The 17,682-nt window shown below is 62.7% G+C and carries 16 protein-coding genes; 13 read left to right on the forward strand and 3 right to left on the reverse strand.

Features of this window, described 5'->3' with window-relative positions:
* Positions 1–238, reverse strand: a 238-nt coding sequence (locus tag AABE10_RS14005; RefSeq protein ID WP_342933877.1) for an aminopeptidase P family N-terminal domain-containing protein, incomplete at its 3' end; no start/stop codon positions are given.
* Positions 239–644: 406 nt separating this feature from the next.
* Between AABE10_RS14005 and ehuA the strand changes: the two genes are divergently transcribed.
* From ehuA to eutA, 5 genes are all read left to right on the forward strand, one after another.
* Positions 645–1,547 carry an ectoine/hydroxyectoine ABC transporter ATP-binding protein EhuA gene (gene ehuA / locus AABE10_RS14010; RefSeq protein ID WP_342933878.1) on the forward strand — a complete coding sequence of 301 codons (903 nt, stop codon included), beginning with the start codon at positions 645–647 and terminating at the stop codon, positions 1,545–1,547.
* 72 nt (positions 1,548–1,619) lie between these two features.
* Positions 1,620–2,462 (forward strand): ectoine/hydroxyectoine ABC transporter substrate-binding protein EhuB, encoded by an 843-nt coding sequence (gene ehuB, locus AABE10_RS14015; RefSeq protein ID WP_342933879.1) that lies wholly within the window; start codon positions 1,620–1,622, stop codon positions 2,460–2,462.
* A gap of 73 nt (positions 2,463–2,535) precedes the next feature.
* Entirely contained in the window at positions 2,536–3,195 is a 660-nt protein-coding gene (gene ehuC, locus AABE10_RS14020; protein WP_342933880.1) for an ectoine/hydroxyectoine ABC transporter permease subunit EhuC, read from the forward strand.
* A 4-nt stretch (positions 3,196–3,199) separates the two neighbouring features.
* Positions 3,200–3,859 (forward strand): ectoine/hydroxyectoine ABC transporter permease subunit EhuD, encoded by a 660-nt coding sequence (gene ehuD / locus AABE10_RS14025; protein ID WP_342933881.1) that lies wholly within the window; start codon positions 3,200–3,202, stop codon positions 3,857–3,859.
* A 3-nt stretch (positions 3,860–3,862) separates the two neighbouring features.
* The gene (gene eutA / locus AABE10_RS14030; protein WP_342933882.1) at positions 3,863–4,654 is read left to right on the forward strand and encodes an ectoine utilization protein EutA; all 792 of its coding nucleotides are present in this window, start codon (positions 3,863–3,865) and stop codon (positions 4,652–4,654) included.
* A gap of 216 nt (positions 4,655–4,870) precedes the next feature.
* Here eutA and AABE10_RS14035 read toward each other — a convergent pair whose 3' ends face one another.
* A complete protein-coding gene (locus AABE10_RS14035) occupies positions 4,871–5,437 on the reverse strand; it encodes a VOC family protein (RefSeq protein WP_342933883.1) in 567 nt (188 codons plus the stop codon).
* Between the two features lie 824 nt (positions 5,438–6,261).
* Between AABE10_RS14035 and AABE10_RS14040 the strand changes: the two genes are divergently transcribed.
* From AABE10_RS14040 to AABE10_RS14060, 5 genes are all read left to right on the forward strand, one after another.
* Positions 6,262–7,395: a porin gene (locus tag AABE10_RS14040; protein ID WP_342933884.1), complete on the forward strand. Its 1,134-nt coding sequence runs from the start codon at positions 6,262–6,264 to the stop codon at positions 7,393–7,395.
* Positions 7,396–7,409: 14 nt separating this feature from the next.
* The gene (locus tag AABE10_RS14045) at positions 7,410–8,687 is read left to right on the forward strand and encodes an MFS transporter (RefSeq protein ID WP_342933885.1); all 1,278 of its coding nucleotides are present in this window, start codon (positions 7,410–7,412) and stop codon (positions 8,685–8,687) included.
* Between the two features lie 239 nt (positions 8,688–8,926).
* Entirely contained in the window at positions 8,927–10,240 is a 1,314-nt protein-coding gene (locus AABE10_RS14050) for an MFS transporter (protein WP_342933886.1), read from the forward strand.
* Between the two features lie 99 nt (positions 10,241–10,339).
* Positions 10,340–11,572, forward strand: coding sequence for a CoA transferase (locus AABE10_RS14055; protein ID WP_342933887.1), 1,233 nt, complete (start codon positions 10,340–10,342; stop codon positions 11,570–11,572).
* 11 nt (positions 11,573–11,583) lie between these two features.
* Entirely contained in the window at positions 11,584–12,246 is a 663-nt protein-coding gene (locus AABE10_RS14060) for a TetR/AcrR family transcriptional regulator (RefSeq protein ID WP_342933888.1), read from the forward strand.
* A gap of 101 nt (positions 12,247–12,347) precedes the next feature.
* Here the strand turns inward: AABE10_RS14060 and AABE10_RS14065 are convergent, their stop codons facing one another.
* Positions 12,348–13,511, reverse strand: a complete 1,164-nt coding sequence (locus AABE10_RS14065; RefSeq protein ID WP_342933889.1) for an acyl-CoA dehydrogenase family protein — start codon at positions 13,509–13,511, stop codon at positions 12,348–12,350.
* A gap of 206 nt (positions 13,512–13,717) precedes the next feature.
* Here AABE10_RS14065 and AABE10_RS14070 point away from each other — a divergent pair, with 206 nt between their 5' ends.
* The 3 genes from AABE10_RS14070 to AABE10_RS14080 all read left to right on the forward strand — a co-directional run bounded on the left by AABE10_RS14070 (position 13,718) and on the right by AABE10_RS14080 (position 17,682).
* Complete coding sequence (locus tag AABE10_RS14070) at positions 13,718–15,193, forward strand: benzaldehyde dehydrogenase (RefSeq protein ID WP_428983318.1); 1,476 nt, start codon at positions 13,718–13,720, stop codon at positions 15,191–15,193.
* A gap of 144 nt (positions 15,194–15,337) precedes the next feature.
* Positions 15,338–16,510 carry a mandelate racemase/muconate lactonizing enzyme family protein gene (locus AABE10_RS14075; RefSeq protein WP_342933891.1) on the forward strand — a complete coding sequence of 391 codons (1,173 nt, stop codon included), beginning with the start codon at positions 15,338–15,340 and terminating at the stop codon, positions 16,508–16,510.
* A complete protein-coding gene (locus AABE10_RS14080) occupies positions 16,510–17,682 on the forward strand; it encodes a CaiB/BaiF CoA-transferase family protein (protein WP_342933892.1) in 1,173 nt (390 codons plus the stop codon). The genes AABE10_RS14075 and AABE10_RS14080 overlap by 1 nt, the downstream gene beginning before the upstream one ends.

Here is a 17,682-nt window from a genome sequence, read left to right on the forward strand (position 1 = left end):
ACCAGACGGGCTCGCCGTCGAGCGCGAGCAGCACGCATTGATGCACGTAGAACGACCAGCCGTCGTAGCCCGTGAGCCACGCCATGTTGGTCGGGTCGGTGACGATCAGCAGATCGATCTGCGCCTTTTCCATCGCCTTGCGTGTCTTCGCGATGCGTGCGTCGTATTCGGCGCGATCGAAAGGCAGGCGTACCGATGGTCCCTTGGCAGGCGGGTCCTGTTTCGTTGTATCTGACATCGTTCTTGTCTCCATGCACGAACTCGTCGCAGAAGTGGCGCCCCATGCACCTAAATGAGGCACCAGCAGGTATTGCTCGCCGCAGTCTAATGCTGCGAAAAATAGGCTCCGAATGTGCTAGTTCAATCTTCGTCGATACATCAAACCCGGGCGCGAAGGCTCGTTGTATCGAGTGTGAATTGTCTTGCGATGCGCTCATAGGTATTGTCCCTGATGCGAGTACGCGCTATTCCTCGCAGCCCTTTACGTCACGGCGTGTCGGGCTTTTTATGGCGTGGAAAGAATTGTTCTAGAGCAATCGGATCGCGAATATGGCTTTGTATGCTGGTTCGCATAGCCGCTCTTCCTGCACTGCCGCAACACGCACTCACCCCACGCAGGCGTGATGAACGGAACACGGACCAACATGAAAACCGCGCGAGTGACCCCAATGCCAAGCGCTTCAGGAATTGCCCAGGAGACTCTTTCGCCGGATGCGCAGGCCGCCGCTGGTGACGCCTCTTCCATTCGCGAGAAGACGCCGACCACCAGGCCGCTGATCAAGATCGATCGGATCACGAAACGCTATGGCGCGCTTACCGTGCTCGACGAGCTTTCGCTCAATGTGATGCCGGGCGAAAAGCTAGCGTTGATCGGCCCATCGGGATCAGGGAAGACCACTATTCTTCGTATCCTGATGACACTCGAAACGATCGATGGCGGCCATATCGAAGTGGATGGCGAACAGCTTTTCCATATGCAACGCGGCGACCAGATGGTTCCTGCGAACGAGCGTCATTTGCAGAAGATGCGCGAGAAGATCGGAATGGTCTTTCAGCACTTCAATCTGTTTCCGCATAAGAGCGTGCTCGACAACGTGACGCTCGCGCCTATCCTGACGAAAGGCGAGAGCCGCGAATCGGCTGAAAAGCGCGCGCTCGAATTGCTCGACATGGTCGGCATGGCCGACAAGGCGAAGAGCAGGCCCGCGCAACTTTCCGGCGGACAGAAGCAACGTGTCGCGATTGCGCGGGCGCTTGCGCTCGCGCCGAAGATCATGCTTTTCGATGAAGTCACGTCGGCGCTCGACCCGGAACTCGTCGAAGAAGTACTCAATGTGATGCAGAGGCTCGCCAAAGAAACCGATATGACGATGCTGCTCGTCACGCACGAAATGGGCTTCGCACACGATTTCGCTGACCGCGTGCTGTTTTTCGATCGCGGCAGGATCGTCGAGGAAGGCAAGCCCGAGGACATCTTCAGGCATCCGGAACACGAGCGGACTCAGGCGTTCCTGCGCAAGATCATCGCCGCCGGTCACAGGATCTGATCGGCACGCATCGCTTATCGCAAGACCACGACGCACATCACGCACACCACCAGGCCTTAGGAGCCAAAAACCATGAAACTGAAGGCGATTCTGATCACGGGGACGTTGTCGGTACTCACTCTGGCCTGTTCCGCAGCCAATGCAGAGGACAAGCTGACGCAGCTCAAGGAGCAAGGCTTTGCGCGCATCGCGATTGCCAACGAACCGCCGTTCACGGCAGTCGGCGCCGACGGCAAGGTGACGGGCGCTGCGCCCGACGTCGCGCGCGCGGTCTTCAAGAAGCTCGGTGTCAACGATATCGTCGCGTCGGTTTCCGAGTATGGCGCGATGATTCCGGGCCTCGCCGTGGGACGGCATGACGCGATTGCGGCCGGCCTCTTCATGACGCCGCAGCGATGCGCGGCCGTCGCGTACTCGGAGCCGGTGCTCTGCGCGGTGGAGGCGTTCGCCGTCAAGAAGGGCAACACCAAGAGCATCAAGACCTACGAAGAAATCGCCAAAGACCCGAAGGCGGTGATCGGCGTCGAGGGGGGCACGACCGAACAGAAACTGGCGACGGCCGCTCATATTCCGACCGACCGCATCGTCATCGTGCCCGACGGACAGAGCGGTCTGAAGATGCTCCAGGACGGCCGCATCGACGCGTTCGCGCTGCCGTTGCTTTCGATCAGCGATCTGCTCTCGAAGGCGAAGGACGCCGGTCTTGAGTCGATCGCGCCCGTGCAAGGCACCCCCGTGCAATGCGACGGCGTGGCGTTCCGCAAGCAGGACACGGCGCTGCGCGATGCGTTCGACGTCGAGCTGAAGAAGATGAAGGCATCCGGCGAGTTCGCGAAGATCGTCGAGCCTTACGGCTTTTCGGCAAAGGCGGCAATGTCGACGAGCCGCGACAAACTGTGTTCGGCATCGAACTGAAACTGCTCGAACTGGCTAGTGCGCGATTCGTTCGCGCGCTAGTCAGCTGCTTAGCTGCCTTCGAGGTGCGCTTATGAACCACTGGTCCGGCTATCTGACGCTGATCATGAAGGGCGCCGTTGCGACCGTCGAACTCACGGTGATGGGCGCGGTGCTTGCGCTCGTGATGGCGTTCGTCGCAGGCCTCGGCCGCCTGTCGCCATTCTCTGCGGTGCGCGCGCTCGCTACTACGTATATCGAGTTCTTTCGCGGCACGTCGGTATTTGTCCAGCTGTTCTGGGCGTATTTCGTCTTGCCGATGATCGGGCTCACGCTCACGCCGCTACAGGCGGGCGTGCTCGCGCTCGGCCTCAACGTTGGCGCGTACGGCGCGGAAGTGGTGCGCGGCGCGATCGTCGCGGTCGGGCAGGAACAGCGCAGCGCGTGCATTGCGTTGAATCTGTCCGTCTACCAGCGCATGCGTCATGTGATCCTGCCGCAAGCATTGCCGTTGATGCTGCCCACTTTTGGCAACAACGCAATCGAATTGCTCAAGGGCACGGCAGTCGTATCGTTGATCTCGCTCGGCGACATGACATTCCAGGCGCAGGTGGTGCGCTCGCAAACGGGCAATACGCTGATACCCTTCGCGACGATTCTCGCGCTCTATTTCGCAATGGCGTGCCTGATTTCGTTCGCCATGCGCAAGCTCGAACGCCGGATGACATTCGGTCTCGACGGCATGAGGAGATAACGGCATGGAATGGGACTGGAGTTTCGCATTCGGGATTCTGCCGACCCTTTTGCGCGGGCTGGAGATCACCGTGCTCGCGACCTTGCTCGGCGCGATCGCGGCAGCCGTGATCGGCATGGTGTTCGCGATCCTGCGGCTCGCGCCGAACCGGGCGGTGTCGCGCACGACGACGGCCGTGGTGAGCTTCATTCGCGGCACGCCGTTGCTCGTGCAACTGTATTTCGTGTTCTACGTGCTGCCGGATATCGGCATCCGCATGCCCGCGCTGGCGGCGGGCGTGCTCGTGCTCGGTGTGCACTACGCGACTTACGCGGCGGAGGTGTATCGGACGGGCATCGAAAACGTGCCGCGTGGGCAGTGGGAAGCCGCGAAGGCATGCAACCTGAACGCGCAGCAGATGTGGCAACACGTGATCCTGCCCGAAGCGGTTCCGCCGATGTTGCCCGCGCTCGCGAACTATCTGATCTCGATGTTCAAGGAGACGCCGTTGCTGTCGGCGATCACCGTGCTCGAATTGATGAACGAAGCGAAGATCATCGCGAACACGGACTACCGCTACCTTGAGCCGATGACGCTGGTCGGCGTGCTTTTTCTGTGCATCAGTCTTGTGGCCGTGGTCGGCGTGAGACTGCTCGAAAAACGCTTTCCCGCTCTGGGGCACTGACCGATGGCCATCGTCATTCATCCGCTGGATGCGGTCGTTCAACTGGACGCCCGCGCTATCGACAAGCGCATCGGCCTTGTAATCCTCGCAACCGATCACACCACGGAGCCCGATTTTGCACGGCTCGTCGCGAACGAGCGGATCGGCATCTACACGAATCGCGTGCCATACGCGAACCCGGTGACGCCCGACAACCTGCGCGCGATGCAGCCTTCGCTGACGGCGGGCGCAGCGCTGATCCTGCCTGACGAAGCGCTCGACGTGGTGATGTACTCGTGCACGTCGGCGTCCGTGATGATCGGCGACGAAGAGATCGAGCAGGCGATTCGCGCGGCGAAACCCGACGCACATATCGTCACGCCGACGATGGCCGCCGTGACCGCGCTACGAACGATCGGCGCGCGACACATCAGCGTGCTGACGCCTTATACCGTCGAGACCAGCCAGCCGATGGCCGCGTATTTCGCCGCCAAGGGCTTCGTGATCGATCGCTTCACTTGCATCGGGCTCACCGACGACCGTGAGATGGCGCGGATTTCGCACGACGATATCGTTGCGTTCGCGCGCAATGCGATGGCGCCGGAGTCGGATGCGCTCTTCATTTCGTGCACGGCGGTGCGTGCGGCGGCTGTGATCGGGCGAATCGAGGCGTTGCTCGACAAGCCTGTCGTGAGCAGCAATCTCGCGACTGCATGGATGTGTCTGCGTCTTTGCGGCGACAACGAACCCAAACCACGCCTGGGGCAACTGATGATGTGGCCGCTACCTTCTCCGGACGCGCTACTGGAGGCATGACATCACGACGAAGCGTCGGTCTGCGATAAAGTTCGCGCCGGTATAACAGGCCAACCAATCCAGGACCGACCGTCGATGTCGAGCATCGCCAGACTCCTGTCCATCTTCGAGTCGTTTTCCGTTCGTCGAAACCGTGAAGGAAGCGGCGCGCGTACGTCTTCGCGCGCGCAGTTCGTTTTCGAAGAGTGACGGCAGGTCTGTTCTGCGTGCCGCGTTTCAACTGATCCCCATCCGCTTTGCCATTTCCGCTTCCCACTCGTCGCGCGGCCTGAATCCGGGCAACGTGCGCGCGTGCCGTTCGACGGCTGCGAGAAGCTTGTCGTCCGGCAGCGACAAATCGACGGGCACGCGCATCGGCTGGTCCACATACCACGGCGTGTCGATAAAGATCTCCAAACGATTTCCTTCAGGATCTCGCGCGTAGCACGAGATCGCATTGCCGTGCGTGACGGGGGCGATCTCCTCCAGTTCTTCGTCGATGAAGCGCTGGTGAAAACGCCTGAGCGTGTCGAGACTGTCCGCTTCGAAAGAGATCTGATGGATCGGATTGAATGCGAGTGTCTCGGGTCGTCCGCCCGCCAGTACGATCTGATGATGCACAGCGGGGTCACGGCTCAGGAATACGAGCTGGACCTTGCCGTTCGGCGTCGGAAGGCTGCCGCGATCCGTCACCGTGAATTCCAGAACGCGCGAATAGAAGTCCTCGCATCGCGCGAGATCGTGAACGTAGAAGCCCATATGGCTGAGCGAGAGCCCGCGTCGCCTCGCTGTCGACGATGTCATGATGTCTCCGGTGGTGGTGATAAAACCCAGGATAAACGAACGAAATGACTCGCGTGCGTGACCGCATGCAACGCCGAAGATGGCGACAGCCTGCTCGACACATACGAATCCGAACGCTCGCCGCATGCGCGCGAGCTCATCGAAACGGCCGTGAAGCCCGGCGCCGTTGAAGTAGCGAGCACGACGAATGATGCCTTGCGGCCCGTGTTTCGCAACTTCGTCACGCGTCAACCAAAACTTGGGCCGGAATGCCGCCGATCTGCACACATTGCTTGCAGATGCCTTTCCACGGATGCAGGCCATGAGTGCTTGAACGCTACCAGCTTCCAGAGCACGCGCAAACGTCGGAATCCTCGGCGCCGGTTTTCACACTTCAACCGTATAGTTGAAATACGCCGGCTGCGCAAGTCGCCTGAATCGACGTTAAACGCCCAGAGAATGTCCGCTGTGCCCTTATTTGGCGCGGGTCGAGGTGCGTATCAAGGTAAACACGTAGACCGCAGTCGTTGACTCCTCATGGCGTCGTGTCAATAATTCAACTCATGAGTTGAGATTTTGCACCGGAACGCGCGGACGGAGAATCCGCCGTTTCGGCCATGAAGCGATTTTCGTGCGGACGTGGCCTGGTTACGGAACGTACGGATGCGGTTCGATCCCTCGACGCCCGGCTTCCCCGCGCGTGCCGCCTCGATGTAGCGCGCCGCATGGGGACGCATACGTTCTAACGACGCATGGCAGATGTAAGCTTCGGTACCGATCGCGAGCCTCACGACTAGTAGTACTAATTAGAAGAGAACCGGCGGAGCTGGTTTCAGGAGACAGACATGAAGCATCGGGTGGTGGCTGCCACTTTTGCTGCGTTGTTCGCAGGCGCGGCGCATGCGCAAAGCAGTGTCACGCTGTACGGCATCATCGACGACGGCATCAGTTACATCAGCAACCAGGGCGGTCACAGCACGGTGAAGATGGACAGCGGAATCGCGCAGTCGAGCCGCTGGGGATTGAAGGGCACGGAAGACCTGGGAGGCGGCCTGCGTGCTGTTTTCACGCTGGAAAACGGCTTCGATCTGAACACGGGCATCGCGGGACAGGGCGGGTCGCTGTTCGGCCGGCGCGCATTCGTCGGCTTGTCGAGCGACACGTTCGGTACGCTGATCGCCGGTAACGACTATGACTTCATCTACGACTACGTGACGTACTACACGAACGTCACGCAGTTCGCGCCGTCGTACTCGTTCCACCTCGGCAACGACATCGACCGTCTAGCCGGCGAACAGGTGCACAACATGGTGCGCTACGAGACGCCGACCGTACATGGCTTCGGCGCCGGCGTGATGTATGGCTTCAGCAATGCAGCGGGAGCGTTCGGCGGCTCGCCGTCATCGGCGCGTGTGTTGAGCGTCGGGCTCAAATACAGCCCGACGGGGAGCTTCAACGCACCCTATTCGTTCGGCGCGGCGTTCACGAAGACCGATGGCGGCAACGGCGCGCCGGGCACGGGCGGCACGATCGCGCAGGTCGCGCTGGGCGCAAAATCGATCTATACCGCGGCCTTCGGCGGGCTGGTGAAACTCGGCGACTTCGGCATCAACGGCGTGTACACCTATACGAACGCATCCGACAGCCCGCTTGGCACCATAACCGCGAACGCATATGAAGCCGGCCTCACCTGGCAGGCGACGCCTTATTTCCAGCTGGGAGCGGGCTTCGCGTATATCGATGAGCGCAAGCTCGGCAAATTCGACATTGCGAGCGCGGGTCTCGACTATCGCCTGTCGAAACGCACCGACGTGTTCACGTTCGCGACGTATCAGCACGCGTTCGCTGGTGCGAGCGTCGCGGGCAACTTCCTCGCGGTGACGCCGTATTCGATGTCTCCCAAGCTGCCGAACGGCGTGGGCGCGTCGTCGTCGCGTAACCAGACGGCCGTGCAACTCGGCATCCGTCATCTGTTCTGAAAGGAGAGCGCGTCATGAGCCGTCCTGTGAGCACGAAAGCGTTGCCCGCGCTCGATGCATCGTCGAAAGAGAATACGGCCGCAAGCGTGTGGGTCGTATGTGGTGCTGCGATCGGGTTGATGTTCGGATTCGGTCCATTGTTTTTTAGTGTCATCGGCATTTTCCTGAAGCCGATGACGGCGACGTTCGGCTGGGGACGCTCCGACGTCGCGATGCTGCCGATGCTCGCGATGGCCGGCACAGCGCTGGGCGCGCCTGTCGCCGGCTATCTTGCGGACCGGATCGGCTGGAGCAAGGTCATCGCGGGCGCGATTGCGCTGTTTTCGATGTCGCTCGGCGCGCTCGCCCTGGCGCCCGCCAATCATGCGTATGTCGCCGTCGTCGGTTTCCTGATCGGCTTTCTCGGCGCGGCGACGACGGCGGCGGGCTATCTGGCCGTATTGCCACGTGTCTTCGACAGGCGGCTCGGCATGGCCCTCGGATTCGCGATGATCGGCACGGGGCTCGGCGGATTCTTCGCGCCCATCGCCGCCAACCGGCTCGGCGTAATGATGGACTGGCGTCATTCGTTCGCTGTGTGCGCGCTGGCTGCGTTGGTGTTCGGCTTCGTCGCTCATCGGCTGTTGTTTCGAAACATGCGCATCGAGAAAAGCGCCGGCGCGAGCGTGCAGACCACGTCGCTCGAAGCGGGACTCACGCTCGGAGAAGCCGTGCGCGGCTATCGTTTCTGGCTCCTCGCCGTCGTGATGTTCGTGATATCGAGCGCGATTCTCGGTGGCTTCGTACACCTTGCCGCGTTCGTCAGCGATCGCGGTCTTGGCCGCGATGTCGGCGCGCAGGCGGCGGGCGTTGTCGGGGTGGGTCTTGCGATTGCGCGCGTCGGGCTCGGCGCGCTGCTCGATCGCGTATTCGCTCCGTTCGTGGCGCTCGTCAGCTTCGGCATCGGCGCGGTGGGCTTTGCGATCTTCCTCACCGACGCGGCGCAGACGCCCGCGATGATCGTTCTGGCGGCGTTGCTGCTCGGTATCTCGACGGGCTCGGAAGGCGATCTGATTCCGTTCCTCGCGCGCAAGTATTTCGGCAAGCGCTCGTTCGGCTCGATTTACGGCTGCCTGTTCGGCGCGGCGACGCTCGGCGGCGCGATCGGTCCGTTCGTGTATGGCATGGCGTTCGACCGCTTCGGGTCATATACCGTCGTGCATGAAGTGTCGTGTGCCGCGTGCATCGTCGGCGCGGTGGCGATCCTGCTGCTCGGGCGCTATCCGGCGGCGCCAGCAGGAGACGAGCAGTGAAACCCCCGATGCCGCCGCCGCGCGATCGCGCACTTCGATGATCGCGGTTGGCGGCGGTCTGACAGGGTTGAAGTTTTTTTCGGCTTGCAAGCGCTGTCGGTGCGCGATCCAAAGCGACGTCTGCTGATTTTCGGCGTGCCGCTCGCATTCAATGCGCGCACCGTCGACGCGATGCCCGCGCCTTCGGCATGGGGTCTTCCGGTGCGCCCCTATTCAGACAGAGACGTGGGAGACAAAGGATGGCCAAGTCCATTACGACGGCAGCATCGCCGCAAGGGGGCGACGAGCCGCAAGCCGTGAGCACGCGTAACAAGGGGTGGATCGTGTTCGGCGCTGCGCTGGGCCTGGCCTGCGGCTTCGGGCCGTTTTTCTTCAGCGTTGCCGGCGTCTTCCTCAAGCCCCTTGCAGCGTCGTTTCACTGGGGACGTGCCGACGTCGCGCTGTTGCCGATGCTCGCGATGTTCGGCAACGCGGTCGGTGCGCCGATCGTCGGCTACATGGCGGACCGCCGCGGCTGGGCGAAGGTGATCGGTTGGGCCATTGTGCTGTTTTCGCTGGGGCTTCTGCTGCTCGCGCTCATGCCGCCGAATCGTCTGCTGTTCGGCATGGTCGGCGTATTCATCGGCGTGTGCGGAGCGGCGACGAGTGCCGTAGGCTACGTCGCCATCCTGCCGGGCGCGTTCAACAAGCGGCTTGGCATGGCGCTCGGCATCGCGATGCTCGGCACGGGCATCGGCGGCTTTGCGATGCCGATGATCGCCGTGACGCTTCTGCACCATGTCGACTGGCGGCAGGCGTATAGGGTCCTCGCCGCGGGTTCGCTCGTGCTTGGCCTTGTCGCTCACCGGATCATCTTCCGCAATTACCAGGTGGTCAACGCGCGTTCAGAGGCACGCGCCGAACGACTGCTCGGAGCGGAAACGGACGACGGCATCGAGCTGACGCTAAGGCAGGCACTCCGCAGCTTTCGCTTCTGGCTGATCGCGTTCGTGTTCTTTCTCGTGTCGTGCTCGGTGCTGGGCGGATTCGTGCATCTTGCGCCGTTCGTGTCCGACCGCGGACTAGGACGCGACGTCGCGGCGCAGGCGGCGGCCGTAGTCGGCATCGGACTTGCTGTTGCACGCGTCGGCATCGGCGCCGTGCTCGATCGAGCGTTCGCGCCGCTGGTTGCGTCGGTCGCCTGTCTTGCAGGCGCTGCCGTTTTCCTGATGCTCACGACCGACTTCATCCGTCTGCCGGGCATGGTCATGCTCAGCGCGTTGGTGCTCGGTCTCGCGACGGGCAGCGAAGGCGACCTGATTCCGTACCTCGCGCGCCGTTATTTCGGCAAGCGTCATCTGGGCGCGATCTACGGCGCGCTGTTCGGCGTCTCGACGCTAGGCGGCGCAATCGGCCCATTCGTCTACGGGACGGTGTTCGATCACTTCAAGTCGTATGCGCCGATTCATGAAGTATCGAGTGTGCTGTGCCTGTTTTGCGCAGGCGCGATCCTGATGCTCGGCCGTTACCCCGAGCGGTCCGTATCGATGCTGGCGCCCGGCGCGGCGCAGTGACCACGTAGCCTTCGACTGCAAAAAGCTATACATCGGCCCGTCTGCTGGGCGATAATCACTCAACGATTCAACCAACCAGTTGATTGACTGGAGGAGCACATGACGAATTCCCTGAGCGGCGCCTTGCGAGGCGTACGCGTTCTCGACTTGACACATGCTTTGGCGGGTCCTTTCTGCTCGCAGGTTCTCGGCGATCACGGCGCCGATGTGATCAAGGTCGAACCGCTGGAAGGCGACTTCTTCCGCCGCATCGGCCCCTTTCGCGACGACGACCAGGAGCGCCACTACGGCGGGCTGTTCCAGTCATGCAACCGGAACAAGCGGTCTATCGCGCTGAACCTGAAGAGCGCCGACGGTCTGGAGACATTCCGCACGCTGGTGCGCACCGCTGACGTGCTGGTCGAAAACTACCGCGCTGGCGTGCTGACGAAGCTCGGCATCGGCTACGAGCAACTGAAGGAAATCAATCCGCGTCTCGTCTACACGTCGGTGCGTGGTTTCGGCGACAGGCCAGGCGGCGCGAGCCCTTACATGGACTGGCCGGCCTTCGACATCGTTGCACAGGCAATGGGCGGCTGGATGGGCATCACGGGCGAAGACGAACAGCATCCCGTGAAGGTCGGCGGCGGCCCCGGCGATACGGTGCCGGGCCTGCACGCAGCCTTCGGCACGATGGCCGCGCTGTGGCACGCAAAGGCGACGGGGCAGGGCCAGTACGTCGATGTTGCGATGACCGATTCGATTCTCTCGATGTCGGAGCTGCTCGTCAGCCAGTATTCGTATCGCGGCGTTTCGCAGAAGCCGGTGGGCAACAATCTGCCGGGCCTCGCGCCGCAAGGCACGGTGCGCGCGAAGGACGGCATGATCGCGATCGCGGCGCCGCATGATCCGCAATGGCTTCAGCTGTGCAGGCTGATGGGCCGCGACGATCTGGCGAAGGACGCGCGATTCGGCTCCGAAACGCTGCGCTGGGAAAACAATGACGCACTGACCAGCGAGATCGAGGCGTTCACCACGCGCTACACCAAGACGGAACTGCGCGAAATGTTCGGCGGGAAGGTGCCGTTCAGCCCGATCTATACTGCGGAAGAGATTTTCGACGATCCGCATTTTGCCGCTCGCAACATGCTGCCGAAGGTCGAGCATCCGGGACTGAAAGACGAGGTTTCGGTGCCGGGCGTGCCCGCGAAGCTGTCCGTTACGCCCGGCGCCGTGCGTCATCGCGCGCCGAAACTCGGCGAGCACACGCGCGAAATCCTGCGCGAAGCAAACTTTGCTGACGCTCAAGTTGAGCGCTTGATCGCGGAAGGCGCGATCGGCGCGCCAGTGTAAAATCGAGCCCTATGTCCACACGCCCCGACGAAGCCGCGCTGCCGGCTACCATCGAACGTCCGGCCGGGCGCCGCCGCAAGGCGCCGCCCGTCGTCCGTCACGAAGACAAGCGCCTTGCGATCCTGCGTATCGCTGCGCAGCTTTTCGCGCAGAACGGGTACGAAGCCACGTCGCTCGACATGATCGCCGACCAGATCGGCATGCATAAGGCGACGCTGTACCACTACATCAAGAACAAGGAAGAGGTGCTGTACTTCTGCCTCGTAAAGTCGTTCGAGAATCTCGACGAAGTGGTGGAAAAAGTGCGGGATCGCAGCGAGCCGCCGTTGCAGCGGCTGCGCTACTTCGCGCAGAGCCTCGCGCATGCGCAGAACAGCGACTTCGGCCGCTGTCTCGTGGTCGTGGGTCTGCGTCCGCTGACGACGGAAGCGAGCCTCGATATCCGCCGATTCCAGCGCCGGCTCGATACGACCGTGCGCGACCTGATCACGGAAGGCATCGCTGCGGGAGACATCAAGCCGTGCGTGCCGGCGCTGCTGTCCGCGATGCTGTTCGGCATGCTGAACTGGGTGCCGCAGTGGTATCAGGAGGACGGGAAGTACAGCATCGATGAAGTCGTCGAGACGTTCATGAACATGCTGATACAAGGCATCGCGGCCAGGCCGCAGCGCTAGGCGCAGCATCAGGAAGCAAGAAAGGCGGGCACGTTCCCGCCTATTTTTTTTGAAGTACCCCGGAACGCTCGCGGCCGCCACTTCAGGCGGCCGCGCTTTGTTTACAGCTTGCGGGCGATCAGTTCTTTCAGGATTTCGTTGGAGCCGCCATAGAGCCGCTGAATGCGCGCATCCATCATGAACTGACAGATCGGGTATTCGGCCATGTAGCCATAACCGCCGAACAGCTGCACGCATTCGTCGATCACCTTCCACTGCACTTCCGAGCACCACACCTTCGCCATCGCGGCTTCTTCCGCCGACGGCGGGTTCACGCCTTCCACCAGACGCTGGATCAGGCTGTCGATGAACACGCGGCCGATGCGCACCTGGCTCACGCACTCGGCGAGCTTGAACTTCGTATTCTGGAAGTCCCACAGCGTCTGATTGAACATCTTGCGCTGCTTGACGTGATCAAGCGTCAGTTCGATCGCGCGCTCGGTGCTGGCGATGGCGGTCACGGCGATCGTCAGGCGCTCCTTCACGAAGCTGTCCATCATCTTGCCGAAGCCGTTGCCTTCCACGCCACCGAGCAGGTTCTCTGCCGGCACGCGCACGTCGTCGAGAAAGATTTCGCAGGTGTCGAGGCCGTGCTGGCCCATCTTCTCGAGAATCTTGTTGACCTTGAAGCCGCTCACCTTGTCCTTCTCGACCATGAAGAGCGAAATGCCCTTCGCGCCGGGGCCGTTCGTGCGCGCCGCGACGATGGCGAGGTCGGAGCGCGAGCCGTGCGTGATGAACATCTTCGAGCCGTTGAGCACGTACTCGTCGCCCTCGCGACGCGCCGTCGTGCGAAGCGTCTTGATGTCGGTGCCGCAATCCGGCTCGGTGGCCGCGAACGCCAGCAGCTTTTCGCCGCGGATGATGGGCGGCAGCCACCTGTCGATCTGCTTGGGCGTGCCTGTCAGGATCAGCGTGGTCGGCGCGCCGATCACGCCTGGCACGTAGCCCCAGGCGGTGTCGCAGGCGCGCGCCTGCTCTTCCATGATCACGACGTCGTGCGCGTAATTGCCGCCGTGACCGCCGTATTCCTCCGGATAGCTGACGCCGATCAAGCCCAGCTCGCCCGCCTTCAGCCACACCGATTTGTCGATGTAGTGCTGCTTGCGCCACTTCTCCTGGTGCGGCGTGACTTCCTTTTCGAAGAAGCGGCGCGCCGTCGTGCGCAGCATGTCCAGTTCTTCCGTCATCCACGGCGAACGATAGTTACCGAACAGAGATTCCACGGTGTCTCCTTGATTCTCGTCTGAATATATCAACCCATTGGTTGGTTAATTTGCAAAAGGCAAATGGGCTGCGTGCGCAATGGCCTTTCAGACAGTATTACCGATCGACGTACAAAAAGTCAACCTACTAGTTGGTTGACTTTTGTGGCGACGACTTCTATAGTCGATTCCACGCCAGCGAAATACCTCAGAAGACAGGGCGAATCATGGAGACAGATATGGCGGACAACCTACTGAATGCCGTTGACTGGTCGGGCTGCGGACTGCTCGGCCACTGGACATCACTTGCCGGCGGGCGCATCGACGTCGTGGAGCCCGCCACCGGCCTGCAACTGGCGACGACGGGCAAGGCCAGCGCAGAGGACGTGCGCGCAGCGTGCGCGCTGGCAGCCCGATCGCAAGCCGCATGGGCGGCGATGCCCTATCCGTCGCGCGCGGCGATCTTTCGCAAGGCCGCCGCGCTGCTGGAAGCGAACCGCGCTCAATACGCCGAGTGGATCGTGCGGGAAACGGGCGCGATCGGACCCAAGGCCGGTTTTGAAATCGAGTCCGTCCTGCATCTGCTGCATGAGGCCGCCGCGATGCTGTCGCAGCCGCCGGGCCTCGTGCTGCCGAGCCAGCCGGGCGTCGTCAGCATGGCACGGCGCGTGCCGCATGGCGTCGTCGGCGTGATTTCGCCGTTCAATTTTCCTTTCCTGCTGACGTCCCGCGCGACGCTGCCTGCGCTCGCAACCGGCAACGCGGTCGTTCTGAAACCCGATCCGCGCACGCCCGTGTCGGGCGGCGTGCTGATCGCGCTCCTGCTTCAGCAGGCCGGCTTGCCCGAAGGCGTGTTTAGCATGCTGCCTGGCGAAGCCGATGCAGGCGAGGCGCTCGTCACCGACCCGGATGTCGCGATGATTTCGTTCACGGGATCGACGGCCGTCGGCCGCCGTATCGGAGAACTTGCGGGCAAGCATCTGAAGAAGGTCGCGCTCGAACTGGGTGGCAAGAACTCGCTCATCATTTGCGACGACGCGGACTTCGATCTCGCCGTATCGGGCGGCAGCTGGGCTTCATGGTTGCATCAAGGGCAGATCTGCATGAGCGCGGGCCGTCATCTCGTCCACGAATCGATCGTCGACGCGTACGCCCAGCGCATGGCCGACAAGGCGAAGCAACTGCCCGTCGGCAACCCGCATACGGAGAACGTCGCGCTCGGCCCGATCATCACGCGCAAGCAGGTCGAGCGCGTGCAGCAGATCGTCGACGAATCGGTTCGGATGGGCGCGAAGCTGCTCGCGGGCGGCAGCGGCGAAGGTCGGTTCTATCAGCCGACCGTGCTTGCGGGCGTCACGCCCGAGATGCCCGCATTCCGCGACGAGATTTTCGGGCCGGTCGTGTGCATCACATCATTTGCTTCGGATGACGAAGCGATTGCGCACGCGAACGACAGCGAATACGGCTTGTCTGCGGGCATCTACACGCGCGACGTGGGCCGTGGAATGGCCATCGCCGACCGGCTCAGGACGGGCCTCGTGCACGTCAACGATCAGACCGTAAACGACGACGGCACGATGCCGATGGGCGGACGCGGCGCGTCCGGCAACGGCTCGCGTCACGGCGGCCCTGCCAACTGGGACGAGTTCACCCAATGGCGATGGATCACGGTGCGTCAGACGCCGCCGCAATATCCGCTCTGACGCAGCGACGGCGGCCGTACAACGCCACTTCTTCCTTGCATCAGGACACATAGCCAACGCTGCCCGACCGCGCTTCTCGCACGCCAGCCACCGAGCGCGGCAGGGCTTCACTACCTCTGCCTACTGGAATCAACTGGAACCATCATGAAGATCGTCAAAGTCGAAGTCATTCCCGTCTCCACCCCGATGAAAAAGCCGATGATCATGCCGAACACGCGCATCGAGGCGATCGACAGCGTCGTCCTGAAGCTCACGTGCGATGACGGCACCGTGGGCTTCTCGGATTCGGGCGACACGTCGTCGTGGTACATGGGCGAGATGCAGGGCTCGATCATGTCGATGATCTGCGACGTCATCGCGCCGCGCGTTTTGCTCGGCGAAGATCCGCGCAACATCGAGAAGCTCGTCGGCAAGATGGACCTGCTGGTGCGCGACAACAACCAGGCGAAGGCAACCGTCGACTTCGCGCTGCACGATCTCAAAGGCAAGCTCTTCAACGTGCCCGTGTACGAGTTGCTCGGCGGGCGCACGATCGCGGGTGCGGCGATGGGCTGGGTGCTGTCGGCGGGCACGCCTGAGCAGGTCGCGGCCGAGGCGATCGTCGCGCACAAGCAGGGCTTCCAGTTGCTGAAGATGAAGACGGGCTTCGGCAGCGTCGAAGACGATATCCGGATGGTGTACGCGGTGCGCGAGACAGTGGGCAACGACATTCGCCTCACGGTCGATGCGAACGGCTTCTGGAATTACGAAACGGCGCTGCGCACGGTCCGCCGCCTGGACGACGCGAATCTGGAGCTGATCGAGCAGCCGTTGCCGCATTGGGATATCGAAGGGATGGCGCGCCTGCGCGCCCAGGTGCGCACGCCGATCTACGCCGACGAGGCGGCCAAGGAACTGCATCACATCAAGGACATCATCGACCGGCGCGCGGCCGATGGCCTCTTCATCAAGTTGCAGAAGGCAGGCGGGCTGCTGAAGTCGCAGCGCTGGCTGACGCTCGCGCGACTGTCCGGGCTGCCTGTGATGTGCGGCTGCATGATCGGCTCGGGTCTGGAGCACAGCCCGTCCGCGCATCTGTGGACGAGCAACCAGTGGGCATCGCAATTCCTGAACGAGTCGACGGGGCCGCTGACGATTCACGGCGTGTGGGACAGCAAGGACATCGCGCCGGGCACCGACATCGCGCTGAACGTGCCGCGCTTCGAAAACGGCTATACGTATCCGAACGAAGGGCCGGGTCTGGGCATCGAGCTGAACGAAGCGTTCCTGGTGCGCAACCTCACGAAGGGTAAGGAAGCGCGTGTGGTGGCGCTGTGATGATGGAGCGCAAGGGACCCTTGACGGGGATTACCGTCATCGAGTTCGCGGGGCTCGGTCCCGCGCCGTTCGCGGGCATGATGCTGTCGGATCATGGCGCGCGCGTGATCCGCATCGATCGCGCGACGAAGCGTACCCCCGTTCGCGACCGCGGCGCGGGCGCGCTGACCGCGCGTAGCAGCGACGTGCTCGCGCGCGGACGCGAATCGATTGCGCTCGATCTGAAGCGTCCGGAGGCAACGGAAATCGCGCTGTCTCTGATCGAGCGCGCGGACATCGTGCTCGAAGGCTTTCGTCCGGGCGTGATGGAATCGCTCGGGCTCGGTCCGGACGTGTGCCTCGCGCGTAAACCGTCGCTCGTGTATGGGCGCGTGACGGGATGGGGGCAAACGGGTCCGCTTGCGCAGGCCGCGGGGCACGACATCAACTACATCGCGCTGGCGGGTGCGCTTCATTCGACGGCGCGTCGAGGCGGGCCGCCCGTTCCCGCGCCCGGCATGATCGGCGATTTCGGCGGCGGCGGCATGCTGCTGGCGTTCGGCGTGCTGTCGGCGCTACATCAGGCGAAGCTGAGCGGGCAAGGCCAGGTGGTCGACGCGTCGATCTGCGAAGGCGCGGCGCTGCTTGCGTCGCTGATGTACGGCTGGCGCTCGGCGGGCATCTGGCACGCCGAGGCGGGCACGAACAACGGCGATGGCGGCGCGCATTTCTACGATGCGTATGCGTGCGCCGATGGCAAGTACATCTCCATCGGCTCGATCGAGCCGCAGTTCTACAAGCTGTTGCGCGAGCGCGTCGGACTGGATGATGCGGCGTTCGATCAGCAGTGGGACGAATCGCAATGGCCGGCGCTCAAGGAGCGCGTCGCCGAGGCGTTCAGGCAGAAGACGCGAGCCGAATGGTGCGAACTGCTCGAAGGCACGGATGTCTGCTTTGCTCCCGTGTTGTCGCTCGACGAGGCGCCGCGCCATCCGCATTACGAGGCGCGAGGCACGTTCGCGACCGTCGACGGTATCACGCAGCCGGGCCCCGCACCGCGCTTCAGCGCGACGCCGGCAGCGCCATGCCATCCCGTCGGGGCCGTGGGCGACTCCACGCGCGTGCTGCTCGCGGAACTCGGCTACTCATCGGATGACGTCGCGCGCCTGCTCGATGGCGTCGCGCAAGGATAG

Origin of the sequence: Paraburkholderia diazotrophica (genome assembly GCF_038900755.1) — a bacterium.
GTDB lineage: Bacteria > Pseudomonadota > Gammaproteobacteria > Burkholderiales > Burkholderiaceae > Paraburkholderia > Paraburkholderia diazotrophica_A.

Coding starts and splice junctions, on each gene's coding strand:
- ehuA (WP_342933878.1), top strand. CDS start 645: ATGAAAACCGCGCGAGTGACCCCAATGCCAAGCGCTTCAGGAATTGCC.
- ehuB (WP_342933879.1), top strand. CDS start 1,620: ATGAAACTGAAGGCGATTCTGATCACGGGGACGTTGTCGGTACTCACT.
- ehuC (WP_342933880.1), top strand. CDS start 2,536: ATGAACCACTGGTCCGGCTATCTGACGCTGATCATGAAGGGCGCCGTT.
- ehuD (WP_342933881.1), top strand. CDS start 3,200: ATGGAATGGGACTGGAGTTTCGCATTCGGGATTCTGCCGACCCTTTTG.
- eutA (WP_342933882.1), top strand. CDS start 3,863: ATGGCCATCGTCATTCATCCGCTGGATGCGGTCGTTCAACTGGACGCC.
- AABE10_RS14035 (WP_342933883.1), bottom strand. CDS start 5,437: ATGACATCGTCGACAGCGAGGCGACGCGGGCTCTCGCTCAGCCATATG.
- AABE10_RS14040 (WP_342933884.1), top strand. CDS start 6,262: ATGAAGCATCGGGTGGTGGCTGCCACTTTTGCTGCGTTGTTCGCAGGC.
- AABE10_RS14045 (WP_342933885.1), top strand. CDS start 7,410: ATGAGCCGTCCTGTGAGCACGAAAGCGTTGCCCGCGCTCGATGCATCG.
- AABE10_RS14050 (WP_342933886.1), top strand. CDS start 8,927: ATGGCCAAGTCCATTACGACGGCAGCATCGCCGCAAGGGGGCGACGAG.
- AABE10_RS14055 (WP_342933887.1), top strand. CDS start 10,340: ATGACGAATTCCCTGAGCGGCGCCTTGCGAGGCGTACGCGTTCTCGAC.
- AABE10_RS14060 (WP_342933888.1), top strand. CDS start 11,584: ATGTCCACACGCCCCGACGAAGCCGCGCTGCCGGCTACCATCGAACGT.
- AABE10_RS14070 (WP_428983318.1), top strand. CDS start 13,718: ATGGAGACAGATATGGCGGACAACCTACTGAATGCCGTTGACTGGTCG.
- AABE10_RS14075 (WP_342933891.1), top strand. CDS start 15,338: ATGAAGATCGTCAAAGTCGAAGTCATTCCCGTCTCCACCCCGATGAAA.
- AABE10_RS14080 (WP_342933892.1), top strand. CDS start 16,510: ATGATGGAGCGCAAGGGACCCTTGACGGGGATTACCGTCATCGAGTTC.